The organism is Sinorhizobium glycinis, assembly GCF_001651865.1.
In the GTDB taxonomy this organism is placed as follows: domain Bacteria; phylum Pseudomonadota; class Alphaproteobacteria; order Rhizobiales; family Rhizobiaceae; genus Sinorhizobium; species Sinorhizobium glycinis.
The window spans coordinates 67,473-81,857 of the sequence record NZ_LPUX01000061.1 but is presented as its reverse complement, the minus strand read 5'-3'; the positions used below and the strand labels follow the sequence as shown (position 1 = coordinate 81,857).

Here is a 14,385-nt window from a genome sequence, read left to right as displayed (position 1 = left end):
AAGTCCACGCACATTGACAATTCTGAGGCGTGCGCCGCATAGTTCCATTTAATTTCAGAAGATTAGGCGTAAGCAAAAAGGAAATTGGCTTTCAGGGGCAGCGCGATCGCCTTGCGATATTGATAGACGCCGATAATATTCGTTCGGGTTTTCTACCGCTTATCATTCGCGAAGCATCGGCCATTGGCACCATTGTCATTAAGCGGGTTTATGGACATTTTGGCAGTCCTGCGACGGCGGCGTGGCAGCCGCTGGTGCATGAATATACGCTGTCACCGGTTCATGTCATACCAGCAGCGAAGGGCAAGAATTCCACCGACTTGAAGCTGGCGGTCGACGCAATGGATATCCTGCATCGCGGGCAAGTCGATGGCTTCTGCATCGCTTCGAGTGACAGCGATTTCACTTCTCTCGCAAGCCGAATCCGCGAAGATGGTCTGTCCGTTTACGGCTTTGGGGAAAAGAAGGCATCCAATCCTTATGTTAAGTCCTGCGATCGTTTCTTTTATTGCGATCTTCTTCTTGAGAAGGATCCAAAAGGCAATGCAAGTTCGGGCAAGCAGACGAACCTGCCTTTGAAGGAAATCCTGGCCGCAGTTGACGACACGTCGGGCGATGACGGCTGGGCGCACCTCGGCGCAGTCGGTAGCGTGCTCAACAAACGCATGCCGGATTTCGATCACCGAAATTATGGATTTAACAAACTCAGCACGCTGATGGAGAGTATTTCGTCCGTAGAGTATAAATCGAACGGCGGCGGCTCGAATTACGTAAGGCGCAAATGAGCCAGGTTTGACTCGCGGCCAGCGTTATCCGCGCCTCAAGGCACACGCCTCGCCGCCGAAAAGCCGTGACCTCGTGAGGAAGCGCTTCTCCCGGCCGTTGTCGAGCGAGAACATCCCGCCCCTGCCCGGCACGACATCGATGATCAGTTGCGTGTGCTTCCAGACTTCGAACTGGCTGGCGCTGATGTAGACCGGCACGCCGTCGATCTCGCCGAGCTTCACGTCATTGTCGCCGACGATGTAGTCGTCCGCCGGGTAGCACATGGGCGAGGAGCCATCGCAGCAGCCGCCCGATTGGTGGAACAGGATATCCGGATGATCGCGGCGAATTTCGCGGATGAGCTCGATTGCCGCGTCGGTCGCAAGCACGCGCGGCTCGCCTTTTGTGTCCGTCATTATTCTCTCCTTCCAAAACGCCGACGGCTCCCGATGGAAAATCGGGAGCCTGCCGGGAGGATCGCCGGCACAGGCGGGATGAGGAAGTGCGAGCGGTTTGACGCCCGCACCCCGCCTGATTTCTGACGGCCGGGATCAGAAGAAGCCGAGCGCCTTCGGGCTGTAGCTCACCAGCATGTTCTTGGTCTGCTGGTAATGGTCGAGCATCATCTTGTGGGTCTCGCGGCCGATGCCGGATTGCTTGTAACCACCGAAGGCGGCATGCGCCGGATAGGCATGGTAGCAATTGGTCCAGACGCGGCCGGCCTGGATCTCGCGGCCGAAACGGTAGCAGCGATTGGCGTCGCGGCTCCAGACGCCGGCACCGAGGCCGTAGAGCGTGTCGTTGGCGATCTCGAGCGCCTCGTCCTCGGTCCTGAACGTCGTCACCGACACGACCGGCCCGAATATTTCCTCCTGGAAGATGCGCATCTTGTTATGGCCGTGGAACACCGTCGGCTTGACGTAGTAGCCACCGGAGAGCTCGCCCTCGAGCACGTTGCGTTCGCCGCCGGTCAGGACCTCGGCGCCTTCCTGCTTGCCGATGTCGATATAGGAGAGGATCTTCTCCAGCTGCTCGCCCGACGCCTGCGCGCCGATCATCGTCGCTTTATCGAGCGGATTGCCCTGCCGGATCGCCTCGACCCGCTTCAGCGCCCGCTCCATGAAGCGGTCGTAGATGCTTTCCTGCACCAGCGCCCGGCTCGGGCAGGTGCAGACCTCGCCCTGGTTGAGCGCAAACATGGCAAACCCTTCGAGCGCCTTGTCGAAATAATCGTCATCCTCGTTGAGCACGTCGGCGAAGAAGATGTTCGGCGACTTGCCGCCGAGCTCGAGCGTCACCGGAATGAGGTTCTGGCTGGCATATTGCATGATCAGCCGCCCGGTCGTCGTCTCCCCGGTAAAGGCGATCTTGGCGATGCGCGGGCTGGTCGCCAGCGGCTTGCCCGCTTCGAGCCCGAAGCCGTTGACGATGTTGAGCACGCCCGGCGGCAGCAGGTCTGCGATCAGTTCGGCGAGCACGAGGATCGAGGCCGGCGTCTGTTCGGCCGGCTTCAGGACGACGCAGTTGCCGGCCGCAAGCGCCGGCGCCACCTTCCAGGCGGCCATCAGGATCGGGAAGTTCCAAGGAATGATCTGGCCGACCACACCGAGCGGCTCATGGAAATGATAGGCGACCGTATCGTGGTCGATCTCGCCGATCGAGCCTTCCTGAGCCCGGATGCAGGCGGCGAAGTAGCGGAAATGATCGATCGCCAGCGGAATGTCGGCGGCCAACGTCTCGCGGATCGGCTTGCCGTTGTCCCAGGTCTCGGCCCGCGCCAAAAGCTCGAGATTGTCCTCCATCCGCGCGGCGATCTTCATCAGGATGTTGGAGCGCTCGGTGGTCGAGGTCCGGCCCCACTTCTCCTTGGCGGCATTGGCCGCATCGAGCGCAAGTTCGATATCGGCCGCATCCGAACGGGCCACCCGGCATAGCGAACCGCCGGTGACCGGCGTGGTGTTGTCGAAATAGCGGCCGGCGACCGGCTCGCGCCATTCGCCGCCGACGAAATTTCCGTATTTGTGCTTGAACGGGTTCTCGAGAATCTTCTGATGAAGCATGGCTTCCTCCCTTCGAAAAAACAGCACTCCGATTGCTGTGGGAGGAAGAGTGAAGCCGTGTGCGGATTTGCGGTAGAGTGCCCCGGCAGCCGGCAGTGCCATCTGTTTCAGAATTGAGACAGGTGGCCTCCACTATCGTACGGCATTGCGTCTTGCCCCTCATCCCGCTGCCGCGACCTTCTCCCCGTTTTGACGGGGAGAAGGACGATGCCGCACCGGTGCCAGTCCCCTCTCCCCGTCAAAACGGGGAGAGGGCTAGGGTGAGGGGCAAATCGGGCATACGCCGCTCAATTCAACGAAAGCCGTTTCATCTTCCGGTAGAGCGTCGCGCGGCTGATCCCGAGGAGGTCTGCAGCCATCGACACGTTGCCGTTGGTGCGCGACAGGACGCGGCGCAGCGCCGCTCTCTCTGCATCCGGCAATTCGGCTCCTTCCCTGCAGACGCCTTCCTGGAGCAGGTCGGACGCGGGAACGCCGGCGGCAATGCGCTTGTCGTCGAGCCCGAGCCACTGCCGGGCCGCCCGCGTCGCGCCGAGCACAAGGTCGTCGCGGTCGACGGCGAGCAGAGCTGGCCCTTGGCGATCGGCCGGGACCAGCACGATCCGCGCTTCGGCAAATGCCCGGCGGAAGAGGTTTGCCTCGATGCGGGCGGCCGCATCGCGCACCGCCTGCGAGAGAATCGAGAGTGTCGCCTCCGAGGCGTCGTCGCGGCAGGTGGAAATGTCGAGCGCCGCGGCAAGGCGCCCGGTTTCGTCGCGGATCGGCGCTGTCGCGCAGCTCAGGCCGATATTGCGGCTCAAGAAATGCTGGTCGCGATGAATGACGACGGGGCGCTCGTCGGCGATCGCCGTGCCGATGCCGTTGGTTCCGACGCTCGCCTCGCTCCACACGGTGCCCGACCAAAGGCCGACACCGCGGAAATCCTTATCGTCCCCGCCTGCCCCACGCCGCTCGAGCGCAACCCCCTTTTCGTCGGTGAGCAACAGGCAGCATCCGGCCTTCACGATGACGGCGAACAGCCGGTCGAGCTCGCCGACGGCTTCCGCAATCAGCACCCCGGAGCGTTCGCGCGCCTGCCGAAACTCGCCATCGGCAAGGCGCCACGGCAAACGCGCCTCCTCGGGGGCCAGGCCGTGCAGGGTCAGGCAGCGCCGCCACGAGGCGGCGACCGGCGAACTGACCGCTGCCGACGACTGCTGCGTGGTCCTGTAGACGTGTTCCGTATGGTCCCTGGCTGCAGGCATTCGCCCCCTCCCTGAAAGCGTCCTCCGGCGGCAAATCGCGTTCACCGATCTCAGCATATCGGCGCGCCGCGTCCGCGGGCACTATAGGCTGAGGCAGCGCGGCCGGTCCAGCAAGACGAAGGTCGTGCAAGTGCAGGCTTCGGCGAAGGCCCGGCTGTATCGACAGGCCCATCGATATGCTACGTCGTCGATCGACACTTGCTACTCGTCCGCAACATCCGGTTCTCCGCCATGCTTCGTGATTTTTCCGTGCAAAGCCTCTTCATGGGCGTGTTGATCGCCTTCGTCGGTTTCGCCAGTTCCTTCGCCGTCATTCTGCATGGCCTCGCCGGCGTCGGCGCCACCGAGGCACAGGCGGCCTCGGGCCTGATGGCTCTGTCGATTTCAATGGGCGTCTGCGCGATCGTCATCAGCATCGTCACGCGGCTTCCGGTCAGCATCGCCTGGTCGACGCCCGGTGCGGCGCTGCTGGCGACTTCCGGAGCAGTCCAGGGCGGCTTCAACGCCGCCGTCGGCGCCTTTCTCGTTTGCGGACTGCTGATCGTCGTCGCCGGCCTCTGGAAGCCGCTCGGCCGGATGGTCTCTTCCATTCCCCCGGCGCTCGCGAACGCGATGCTCGCCGGCGTGCTCCTGAGCCTCTGCTTCGCGCCGGTGAAGGCGATCGCCTTCAACCCGCTCTTCGGCCTGCCGATCGTCCTCGCCTGGGCGATCGTCGGCAGCCTCAACAAACTCTATGCCGTGCCGGCAGCCCTTCTCGCCTTCGTGCTTGTGATCGCCTTCGGCGTCGACATGCCGGACCATGCCTTTGCGCAACTCGCTTCCGCTCTCGTCCCCAAGCCTGAGTTCGTGTCCCCCGTTTTCAATGCCGCGGCGATGATCAGCATCGCCCTGCCGCTCTTCATCGTTACCATGGCCTCGCAGAATATTCCCGGCATCGCCGTGCTGAAGGTTAACGACTATCACCCGAATCCCGGCCCGCTCTTTGCGGCAACCGGACTCTTTTCCTTGTTCAGCGCACCCTTCGGCGGCCACGCCGTCAACCTGGCGGCGATTACCGCGGCCATGTGCGCCGGCTCCGATTCCCATCCGGAGCGCGACCGCCGTTATTGGTCGGCGATCAACGCCGGCATCACTTATATCGCCTTCGGCCTGCTCGCCGGCGCCGTCACCACCTTCGTCAGCCTGGCGCCACCGGTGCTGATCGAGGCCGTCGCCGGCCTGGCGCTCATCGGCGCCTTTTCGAGTTCGGCCGTCGCCGCCTTCTCGGAAGCCCGGACCCGCGAGGCCGCCGCCATCACGTTCCTCGTCACCGCATCGGGCGTCAGTCTTGCCGGCGTCTCCGGGGCCTTTTGGGGATTGATTGCGGGAGGTCTCATGCTGGCGCTCGCGCGTTTTTCCCGGCGCAAGGGCTGAGATGCGCAGCGCTCCTTGCATTTCAAGTGGTTCTCCGCTATGGACCCGGCGTCCGCGCAGACACCCTTGGAGGCAACGCGGATGAGGCCGCCAGCGGCTTCAAGTTCTTCCGACTTGACGGACGAACTCTCCAAATAACCAGAAAGGTCTATCCATGAGCCAGACTTACGAGCTCAAGGCCGAGACGCGCGAACGGGTTGGTAAGGGGTCCTCCCGTGAACTTCGCCGCAACGGTCTTATCCCGGCTGTCATCTACGGTGACAAGCAAGCCCCCCTTTCCATCGCGCTCTCCACCAAGGAAGTGACGATGAAGATCCACGCCGGCGGTTTCATGACCACCGTGGCGACGATCGACGTCAACGGCGAGAAGATCCGCGTCCTGCCGAAGGACTACCAGCTGGATCCGGTCCGCGATTTCACCATGCATGTCGACTTCCTGCGCGTCTCCAAGGGCAGCCAGGTGTCGGTCCAGGTTCCGGTCCACTTCGAAAACGAAGAGAAGTCCCCGGGCCTGAAGCAGGGCGGCACGCTGAACATCGTTCGCCACGAAGTCGAACTGAACGTTTCCGCCGACAACATCCCTGAGTTCCTGAGCGTTGACCTCAGCGGCCTCAAGATCGGCGATACCGTCCACATTTCCAACGTCAAGCTTCCGGCCGGCACGACCCCGGTCATCGCCGATCGCGACTTCACGATCGCCACGATCGCCGGCCGCGCGCAGGAAGTTGAAGCTGTAGAAGAAGCCGAGGGCGAAGCGGAAGCTTGATCGGCGACCGCCGCAACGGCTGACGACCGCCAGCATTCGAGAAACCCGCCCCACCCTGGGCGGGTTTTTGTTTGCGCACCGCACGCAAAGCGCGAGACGTCTTCGGACAACATGAAATCTCGGCGTGCAATTTCAGCAACATTTAAGGTTTTGATGATGTTCTGCACGCGAGGGACATAGCGTGGCAGTGCAAGAGAATCCGAATGTTGAGACTGGTGACGGCCGCTGGCGGGAGCATCCGATGATGCACTCGGTGGAGAGCCGGTTTGTTGCGATCGTCTGCGGCGCAATGCTTGTGTTCGTTGCGCCCTTGTTGGTACTTTTCCTAGTCGTATCCAGCGAACGCGTCGCGCGGGAACGCCTGCACAATGTCGAACTGCTGATGGAAGCAAGCGGTGAAGCGCTCGGCAAGCCGATCTGGGATTTCGATCAGGACGGCATCGAGCGGATCGCTCGTTCGCTCATGAGCGCGACCGACATTCGCGCCGTCACCATACGCGATACGGCAGGAAATATCCTCGCTGAATTACCCCCTGGAAAAATCGCCGCGGTTGGCACGGCTCTGGAAACCGCCATTTCCTATGACAGTGTTAAGGGCCCCGTGCCCATCGGAGGGCTTAAGGTCGTCATACCGACTTCCGGCCCCCTGGTGCGCTTCAGCAAGGACGAGTGGACCATCCTCGCCATCCTGCTTTTTGCCGTCGCGACCGTCTTTACGGCGGCACTGATCGCCAATCGCTTCACCGTGATCCGCCCGCTGATGCGGCTGACTGCAGCAATCGAGGCAACGCGCCGCCTCGGGTCGCGCCACCGGGTCGATTGGAGGTCAGACGACGAGATGGGCGCCTTGGCTGCCAACTTCAATGCCATGCAGGACCGGCTGGAGCGCGAGGAGATGGAACTGAAGAGCGCCCATGCCCGTGCCACCGAGACCTATGATCTGACGCCGGCGATGCTCTTCTCCCTTGACGCGGCAGGCCGGCTGACCGCGGTCAGCGACTATTGGCTGCTGGCGACCGGCTACACCCGCGAAAAAGTGACCGGGCGAAGCTTCACCGATTTCATCGATCCTTCCTGGCACGAGGCCTATCATCTGCGCTCGAGAGCCGCAGCGGCGGATGGTCACGACACCAGCGCATTGACCCTGCCCTTCCGCAAGGCGGATGGCGAGTTCATGACCGTGCTCATCCTGGAAACGGAAACGAGCGGCGGCGAGATCTCGCTTTCGGTGATGACCGACGTCACCGCCTTGAAACAAGCCGAGAGCCGCAACCACACGCAGGCGATCACCGATCACTTGACCGGGCTTCTGAACCGGCAAGGTTTCGAGAATGCGCTCGACCAGGCCATTCTGAGCGCCGACCAGTGCGGCATGCAACTCGCCTGCCTGTTCATCGATCTGGACCGCTTCAAGTGGATCAACGATAATTTCGGGCACGCCGCCGGCGATGCGGTCTTGCGCAAGACGGTGGAGCGCATCCGGGCCGCGCTTAGGGCTGAGGATGTGATCGCGCGGCTAGGCGGCGACGAATTCGCCATCCTCATTGCCGCAACGGACGTCTCTGCCCTGACAAGCGACATCGGCGGCGGCATCTGCACGGCGCTACACGAACCAATGACGGTCGCCGGAAACGAGCTCCTCGTCAGCGCCAGCGTCGGCGTTTCGGTCTACCCGACCCACGCCTCCGGCGCCTCCGACCTGCTGCTCAAGGCAGACATGGCCATGTATGCCCGCAAACGCGATGGCAAGAACGGCCTGCAGGTCTTCGATGCCGGCATGCTAGACGCGGCCCGCGAGCGCCACGAGATCGAGCAATGCATAGAGGCAGGCCTGAAGGAGGACTGGTTCGAAGCCTGGCTGCAGCCGATCGTCAGCCTTGAGGACGGGCAGATTGTCGGCTTCGAAGCGCTGATGCGCCTCAATCATCCGGAAAAGGGCCTGATGCCGCCGGGCAAGATCATCGGCATTGCCGAAGAGACCGGCACGATCGGCCGCATCGGCGACCGCGTCCTCGAAAAGGCGATCCGGCATCTTGCTGCCATCTCCGCTTTGGACGGAACCCAGAGCACCTATCTCGCCGTCAACTTCTCGCCGTTGCAGTTCGAATTGACCCTGCCCCACAAGCTCGCGGCGCTTCTTCTCAAGCATCATATCTCGCCGCAGCGCATCGTCGTCGAGATCACCGAAGCTGTGCTGATGCTCGACAACCCGGAAGTTCATGCGGTCCTGAAACAACTGAACGAGTTCGGTTGCCGCATCGCTCTCGACGATTTCGGTACAGGCTATTCGTCGCTGAGCTACCTCAACCGCTTCCCGGTCGATATCGTCAAGGTCGATCAATCCTTCACGCGCTCCTTGAGCACCGGGGCCGCCGACGTCCGGCGCAAGAGCCGAATGCTGATCAAGGGCATTCGAACGATCTCGCACCAGATGGGCTGCACCGTCGTCGCCGAGGGTATCGAGACGAAAGAGCAGTGGCAACTCCTGCGCAAGCTCGGTGTGGATTATGGCCAGGGCTATCTCTTCAGCCGGCCGATGCCGATAGACGGTATGCTGACCATGCTGGAGAACGATTCCGAAGCCAAGGCCAGCGCCCCTGCATAGAAGGGGCAAGAAGGAGACAAGGCGTGAAGCAACTGATCCTGGCATTCTTCCTCGGTCTTTCCTCCGCCGCTCACGCCGAGACGATCCGTTTCGTCACCGAGGAATACCCGCCCTACAATTTCTCGACCGACAAAGGTGCGAGCGGCGCGTCGGTCGACCAGATCGCGCTGATCATGAAGGCCGTCGAGCTCCCCTACGAGATCGAGGTCCTGCCATGGGCGCGCGCCTTCGCACTTGCAGAAAGCGAACCCTGGCATTGCGTTTTCACGACGGGTCATGACGCGGGGCGCGACAAGAAGTTCAAATGGGTCGAGCCGCTTCTCGTCGACCAGATGATCATGGTGCGCCACAAGGACTCCGCCATCAAGCTGTGGTCGCTCGATGAGGCCAAGCAGTTCATCGTCGGAACGCAGCGCGAGGACTTTTCCGCGACCTATCTGACGGAGCGCGGCTTTCAGAAGATCGACTATGCCGCCAGCCTCGACTCGACGCTGAAGAAGCTGATCGCCGGCCGCGTCGACTTGATGATGACCTCGGAAAAGACCTTCGAGACGATGCAGGCCGACGGAAAGCCTGTCGAGGCGGCGCTGGTGCTCGAAGGCAAGCAATACGGCATCGCCTGCCACATCGACATGCCCGATGAGATCGTCGCTCGCATGCAGGTCGAACTCAACCGCCTGATCGCCGCGGGAGACCAGGATCGGATCTACGAGCAATACGGCCTTCGTCCGGACGGCATAAAGCAGGCGGCGAAATAGAGATTGACTTGCTCGGGCGACGGTGTTTGGGGTTGCTTACGGGATACGGGTGATTGCCCCTCTCCTCGGGTTTAACCCGAGGACTAGCCCTCTCCCCGCTCGCGGGGAGAGGGGACGAAGCTGGTGTCGCGAGTCCCTTCTCCCCGCTTGCGGGGAGAAGGTGTCGGCAGGCGGATGAGGGGCGGACGTAGAGAAGCACTTCCACGCTCTTCGGATTCAGCACCCATTTCTGTAGGCAGGAAGCATCAGGAGTCGGCCACATGCTGATCATCGCGGGCCTAGGCAATCCGGGGCCAAAATATGCCGGTAACCGCCACAATATCGGCTTCATGGCGGTCGATGCGATCCAGCGGCGCCAGGGGTTCTCCTCCTGGTCGAAGAAGTTCAAGGCGGAAATCGCCGAGGGCGAGATCGGCGGCGAACGCGTCCTGCTGATCAAGCCGCAGACCTTCATGAATCTTTCCGGCGAGGCGGTCGGCGAAGCGATGCGCTTTTACAAGCTCGCGCCAAAGGACATCGTCGTCATCTATGACGAGCTGGATCTCCCCGCCGGCAAGGCGCGTATCAAGACCGGCGGCGGCCACGGCGGCCACAACGGCATCAAGTCGATCGACGCGCATTGCGGCAAGGAGTACCGCCGCCTGCGCCTCGGCATCGGCCATCCGGGCGTCAAGGACCTGGTGCATGCGCATGTGCTCGGCGATTTCGCCAAGGCCGACCAGGCCTGGCTCTCGCCGCTCCTCGACACGATCGCCGAGAATGCCGGAATGCTCGCGAAAGCCGAAGACTCGCAGCTCATGAACAAGATCGCTCTTGCCACAGGCGGCAAGCCCGACGCGGATGCGCCGCAGGCGCCGAAGAAGCAGGTCGCGCAATCTCACATACACCAGGCCCGAAACGCCGCCCAACCGAAGAAATTGCCGACAACCGGGCCGATGGCCGACATGCTGAAGAAGATGTTCGGCTCAAAGGGAGACTGAGGGGCTGGCCGGCTCATTCTTCCGGCTCCGTGGTGAACATCAGGGGGAAGCCGGCTTCCTTGCCGAGGTCGGTCGCTTCCTTGGCCTTGGTCTCGGCAATGTCCCGGGCGCAGACCACGACGACCGACGTGCCCAGCTTATGAGCGGTCATCATCACCCGATAACCGGTGTCCTCGCTCATGCGAAAGATCGCCTTCAGCACCATCACCACGAAGTCGCGAGGCGTGTAGTCGTCGTTGACGAGGATGACCTTGTAGAGCCTTGGCCGCTCGAGCTTGGGCTTAACCTTCGTTTTTCGTTTCGGGGCGACTTCATTGTCACTCATCGGAAAATTCACCCGTTGATGACATGCGGAAAGGTCGGACCCACTATCGCGCGCGCGGCATCGGCGTTCAAGTCGTAGCCGGCTGAGTTCCATCCGTTGCGCGCGAAGAGCTTGACCGCTCCTCTCCTTTATCCCATAGCCACGCCCAAGAAATTCGAGAACGACAGGTTTTAGCCATGGGCTTCAAATGCGGTATCGTCGGGCTGCCGAATGTCGGCAAGTCCACACTCTTCAACGCGCTGACCAAGACGGCGGCGGCGCAGGCGGCGAACTATCCGTTCTGCACCATCGAGCCGAACACCGGCGAGGTCGCGGTGCCCGACTCGCGCATGCGCAAGCTTGCCGACATCGCCAGGTCGAAGGAAATCGTTCCGACCCGTATCTCCTTCGTCGACATTGCCGGCCTGGTGCGTGGCGCATCCAAGGGCGAAGGCCTCGGCAACCAGTTCCTCGCCAACATTCGCGAGGTGGATGCCGTGGTGCATGTACTGCGCTGCTTCGAGGATGACGACATTACCCACGTCGAGGGCCGCATCCACCCGGTCGAGGACGCCGAGACGATCGAGACCGAGCTGATGCTCGCCGACCTCGAGAGCCTCGAGCGGCGCACCGAACAGACGCGCAAGCGCGCGACCGGCAAGGACAAGGAGTCCATGGCGCAGCTTCCGATCATGGAAGCCTCGCTGAAGCTCCTGCAGGAAGGCAAGCCGGTGCGCACCCTGCTGCCGAAGCTCGATGCCGAGGAGCTGCGCATCCTGCAGGGCCTCAACCTTCTCACCGCCCATCCGGTTCTCTACGTCTGCAACGTCGCCGAAGCCGACGCGGCAGCGGGCAACGAACACACCCGCGCCGTCGCCGAAATGGCCAAGGCCCAGGGCGCCGAAACCGTCGTCATCTCAGCGGCGATCGAATCCGAGGTCGCGCAACTGCCGGAAGAGGAAGCCAAGGAATTCCTCGCCGCCTTGGGACTGGAAGAAGCCGGTCTCGACCGACTGATCCGCGCCGGCTACAAGCTGCTCGACCTCATCACCTATTTCACCGTGGGTCCGAAAGAGACGCGCGCCTGGACCATCCCGCGCGGCACCAAGGCGCCGCAGGCGGCCGGCGTCATCCACTCGGACTTCGAGCGCGGCTTCATCCGCGCCAACACGATCGCCTATGACGACTACATCGCCCTTGGCGGGGAAACTGGTGCCAAGGAAGCCGGCAAGGCACGCGACGAGGGCAAGGAATACGTGGTCCAGGACGGCGACGTGATCCACTTCCGCTTCAACACTTAAACGGACCCGTGATGCCATCACTGCGTGGCGTGCAGTCGCGCCGTGATGGCTTCCGGTAGCAGCCGCATCGCCATGCGGCGCAGCGCCTGCCAGAAGATGCCGATGGCGAGCACAGTCACACCGACGACAGCGAAGACAACAAAGACGTAGGTGTCGAATGAGACGCCAGTCTTGCTGACGATGGCCCAGATGGCGCCGCCCAGCGACAACAGACCCGATGTCACGAAGGCCCGGCGGTCGATCACCACGCCAATTGCCATGAGGAAGGCGACAAGCAGCAAGACGGCCACGGCCTGGCCAACGCCCCTCTCGCCGCTCAACCAAATCTCATCACCGCCGGCAAAGGTGATGAAGCCGAGCATCGCATAGAGCAATGCCGGCGCTGCTGCCATATGCAGCCAGAAGGCGGTGTCCGAACGCGGTGTCAGTCGCCGCGGATCCGAGATGTCATATCGCAGCGCCACCCCGAAAACCGCCAGTGCCGCGACGAGCACGATACTGGAGAGCAGATGCGGATAGATTTCCAGGCCAGGGTCAATTCCCCACATCTTTTTGAGGAGGAAGAGCACAAAAATCACCGCAGTGGCAGCGAGTGAGAGGAGGAGCAGCGCGAGCGACAGGGGAACCCGGTAACGCCAATAGAACAAGCAGAGCGGTAGCGGGAAGGCGCAAACGAAGATCAGGCCGCGGGTAAGCGGCTCCCATGTCTCTTCCCAAGCAATCACAACACCGCGCGCCACAATGGCAACGCAGCAAATGAGTGCAAGCGACAGGCTGACCGCGGGCAAGGCCAGCCGCTGCCGTCGAATCAGTATTTCGGCGAGGACCAGGATTGCAGGTAGCATCGTAATTGCGCCGCCAATGCCCCAAAGGCCCACCAGGACGACCACGACTCCGATCGTGATCAGGATGTCGTGAAATCCTCTGAGAAAGCGCGGCTGCTCGCAATCTTCTGCCGGCATTTCGGCTGGCTCGTCCCGCCGCAGCGCTGCGTCATGGCCGCCTGTACCAATGCCGCGCTCCAAAAGATATGCTTCGAGATCTCTTACCTGATGCGGCGAGATGATCCCCTTGTCGGCAGCGGCGGTCAGTGCTGTGTTCAGTTCGTTCAAGATTCGCTCCTTGTACAGGCAGGAGGGTGCAACCCCAAGTAAGTGGTTGCATGAACCCACGTCAAGCGCAATGTGGAGCTACCAGAAGCTGGCCAGACACGGCGGCGAAGTATGAGGAAGGCGGCATGCTCTATTTCGAGGATTTCACGCCGGGACGGCGCTTCGACTATCGACCGGTTGAAATGCAGGCGGCAGATATGATCGCCTTCGCCGGCGAGTTCGACCCGCAGCCGATGCATCTCGACGAAGAAGCCGGTAGGCACAGCATCCTCGGCGGCCTTTCCGCCTCAGGCTGGCACACCAGCGCCATCGGCATGCGGATGATGATCGATGCTTTCCTCGCTCATTCGTCGTCGCAGGGCTCGCCCGGCATCGACTTCATGGACTGGAAGAAACCGGTGCTCGCCGGAGACGTGATTTCCGGCTTCAGCCTGGTTCTGGAGGCGCGCCCGTCCAAATCGAAGCCCCAGATCGGTTTCGTGAAGTTCCGCAACGAAATCAGCAATCAGAGCCGTGAACCGGTTGCGGTCTCCGAATGTTCGATCATGTTTCGGCGCCGGGAGGCTGCGCGGCCATGATGACACTCGACGAACTCTATGCGGCCGGCCGCAAGACCGTGATCGGCAGCCTGACATTCACGGCAGAGGACATCATCCGCTTCGCCCGCGACTTCGATCCGCAGCCCTTCCATCTCGACGCGGAGGAAGCGAGACGCTCGCTCTTCGGCGGGCTTTGCGCCTCCGGCTGGCACACCGGCGCCGGTTGGATGAAGTGCTTCGTCAGCTTCTGGGCGGACGAGGCCCGGCGCCTGGCGGCAGAGGGGCTGCACGCCCCCAGACTCGGCCCCGCGGCCGGCTTCCGGGAACTCAGATGGCTGAAGCCGGTCTATGCAGGCGACACCATTACCTATGCCGTCACGCTCGTCGAAGCCCGGGCGCTTGCCTCCCGCCCCGGCTGGCGCATCAACACCATCCTCTGCGAGGGCGAAAACCAGCACCAAGAGCCGGTGATCCGCTTCGAGAGCAAGGTCATCGAATTCACCTGAGCAGCCGAGCGCCGAGCCCTCGCTTCACATCG

Annotated in this window: 14 protein-coding genes; 9 read left to right on the top strand and 5 right to left on the bottom strand. The window is 62.3% G+C overall.

Translation table 11 applies throughout. The annotated features are described in order from the left end of the window. Positions 1 to 29 precede the first annotated feature (29 nt). A complete protein-coding gene (locus tag AU381_RS15945; RefSeq protein WP_082910066.1) occupies positions 30 to 785 on the top strand; it encodes an NYN domain-containing protein in 756 nt (251 codons plus the stop codon). A gap of 24 nt (positions 786 to 809) precedes the next feature. Here the strand turns inward: AU381_RS15945 and AU381_RS15940 are convergent, their stop codons facing one another. The 3 genes from AU381_RS15940 to AU381_RS15930 form a co-directional block, all read right to left on the bottom strand. After that, positions 810 to 1,181: a DUF779 domain-containing protein gene (locus tag AU381_RS15940; RefSeq protein WP_064242729.1), complete on the bottom strand. Its 372-nt coding sequence runs from the start codon at positions 1,179 to 1,181 to the stop codon at positions 810 to 812. A 135-nt stretch (positions 1,182 to 1,316) separates the two neighbouring features. Then, complete coding sequence (gene adh / locus AU381_RS15935) at positions 1,317 to 2,825, bottom strand: aldehyde dehydrogenase (RefSeq protein ID WP_064242728.1); 1,509 nt, start codon at positions 2,823 to 2,825, stop codon at positions 1,317 to 1,319. 287 nt (positions 2,826 to 3,112) lie between these two features. Beyond that, positions 3,113 to 4,069, bottom strand: coding sequence for a helix-turn-helix domain-containing protein (locus AU381_RS15930; protein WP_064242727.1), 957 nt, complete (start codon positions 4,067 to 4,069; stop codon positions 3,113 to 3,115). A 198-nt stretch (positions 4,070 to 4,267) separates the two neighbouring features. Between AU381_RS15930 and AU381_RS15925 the strand changes: the two genes are divergently transcribed. From AU381_RS15925 to pth, 5 genes are all read left to right on the top strand, one after another. After that, complete coding sequence (locus AU381_RS15925; RefSeq protein WP_280137779.1) at positions 4,268 to 5,482, top strand: benzoate/H(+) symporter BenE family transporter; 1,215 nt, start codon at positions 4,268 to 4,270, stop codon at positions 5,480 to 5,482. A gap of 154 nt (positions 5,483 to 5,636) precedes the next feature. Then, positions 5,637 to 6,248, top strand: a complete 612-nt coding sequence (locus AU381_RS15920; RefSeq protein ID WP_064242726.1) for a 50S ribosomal protein L25/general stress protein Ctc — start codon at positions 5,637 to 5,639, stop codon at positions 6,246 to 6,248. 241 nt (positions 6,249 to 6,489) lie between these two features. Continuing rightward, a complete protein-coding gene (locus AU381_RS15915) occupies positions 6,490 to 8,853 on the top strand; it encodes a putative bifunctional diguanylate cyclase/phosphodiesterase (RefSeq protein WP_064242725.1) in 2,364 nt (787 codons plus the stop codon). A 23-nt stretch (positions 8,854 to 8,876) separates the two neighbouring features. Continuing rightward, a complete protein-coding gene (locus AU381_RS15910) occupies positions 8,877 to 9,611 on the top strand; it encodes a substrate-binding periplasmic protein (RefSeq protein ID WP_064242724.1) in 735 nt (244 codons plus the stop codon). A 260-nt stretch (positions 9,612 to 9,871) separates the two neighbouring features. Then, a complete protein-coding gene (pth, locus tag AU381_RS15905) occupies positions 9,872 to 10,591 on the top strand; it encodes an aminoacyl-tRNA hydrolase (protein WP_064242723.1) in 720 nt (239 codons plus the stop codon). A 13-nt stretch (positions 10,592 to 10,604) separates the two neighbouring features. On the opposite strand, the gene clpS is transcribed toward pth, so the two are convergent. Continuing rightward, positions 10,605 to 10,916, bottom strand: coding sequence for an ATP-dependent Clp protease adapter ClpS (gene clpS / locus AU381_RS15900; protein WP_064242722.1), 312 nt, complete (start codon positions 10,914 to 10,916; stop codon positions 10,605 to 10,607). 176 nt (positions 10,917 to 11,092) lie between these two features. On the opposite strand from clpS, the gene ychF reads away from it, so the two are divergent. Beyond that, positions 11,093 to 12,196: a redox-regulated ATPase YchF gene (ychF, locus tag AU381_RS15895; protein ID WP_064242721.1), complete on the top strand. Its 1,104-nt coding sequence runs from the start codon at positions 11,093 to 11,095 to the stop codon at positions 12,194 to 12,196. A gap of 17 nt (positions 12,197 to 12,213) precedes the next feature. Here ychF and AU381_RS15890 read toward each other — a convergent pair whose 3' ends face one another. Next, positions 12,214 to 13,308, bottom strand: coding sequence for a hypothetical protein (locus tag AU381_RS15890; RefSeq protein WP_064242720.1), 1,095 nt, complete (start codon positions 13,306 to 13,308; stop codon positions 12,214 to 12,216). Between the two features lie 125 nt (positions 13,309 to 13,433). Between AU381_RS15890 and AU381_RS15885 the strand changes: the two genes are divergently transcribed. Further along, the gene (locus AU381_RS15885) at positions 13,434 to 13,886 is read left to right on the top strand and encodes a MaoC family dehydratase (RefSeq protein ID WP_064242719.1); all 453 of its coding nucleotides are present in this window, start codon (positions 13,434 to 13,436) and stop codon (positions 13,884 to 13,886) included. Beyond that, the gene (locus AU381_RS15880) at positions 13,883 to 14,353 is read left to right on the top strand and encodes a MaoC family dehydratase (RefSeq protein ID WP_082910065.1); all 471 of its coding nucleotides are present in this window, start codon (positions 13,883 to 13,885) and stop codon (positions 14,351 to 14,353) included. Before AU381_RS15885 ends, AU381_RS15880 begins: the two co-directional genes overlap by 4 nt. The last annotated feature ends 32 nt before the right edge of the window (positions 14,354 to 14,385 follow it).

Bases quoted from the DNA above. Each gene is read 5' to 3' on its own strand.
- adh (WP_064242728.1), bottom strand. From the start codon at position 2,825: ATGCTTCATCAGAAGATTCTCGAGAACCCGTTCAAGCACAAATACGGA.
- pth (WP_064242723.1), top strand. From the start codon at position 9,872: ATGCTGATCATCGCGGGCCTAGGCAATCCGGGGCCAAAATATGCCGGT.
- AU381_RS15915 (WP_064242725.1), top strand. From the start codon at position 6,490: ATGATGCACTCGGTGGAGAGCCGGTTTGTTGCGATCGTCTGCGGCGCA.
- AU381_RS15885 (WP_064242719.1), top strand. From the start codon at position 13,434: ATGCTCTATTTCGAGGATTTCACGCCGGGACGGCGCTTCGACTATCGA.
- AU381_RS15940 (WP_064242729.1), bottom strand. From the start codon at position 1,181: ATGACGGACACAAAAGGCGAGCCGCGCGTGCTTGCGACCGACGCGGCA.
- clpS (WP_064242722.1), bottom strand. From the start codon at position 10,916: ATGAGTGACAATGAAGTCGCCCCGAAACGAAAAACGAAGGTTAAGCCC.
- AU381_RS15880 (WP_082910065.1), top strand. From the start codon at position 13,883: ATGATGACACTCGACGAACTCTATGCGGCCGGCCGCAAGACCGTGATC.
- AU381_RS15920 (WP_064242726.1), top strand. From the start codon at position 5,637: ATGAGCCAGACTTACGAGCTCAAGGCCGAGACGCGCGAACGGGTTGGT.
- ychF (WP_064242721.1), top strand. From the start codon at position 11,093: ATGGGCTTCAAATGCGGTATCGTCGGGCTGCCGAATGTCGGCAAGTCC.
- AU381_RS15930 (WP_064242727.1), bottom strand. From the start codon at position 4,069: ATGCCTGCAGCCAGGGACCATACGGAACACGTCTACAGGACCACGCAG.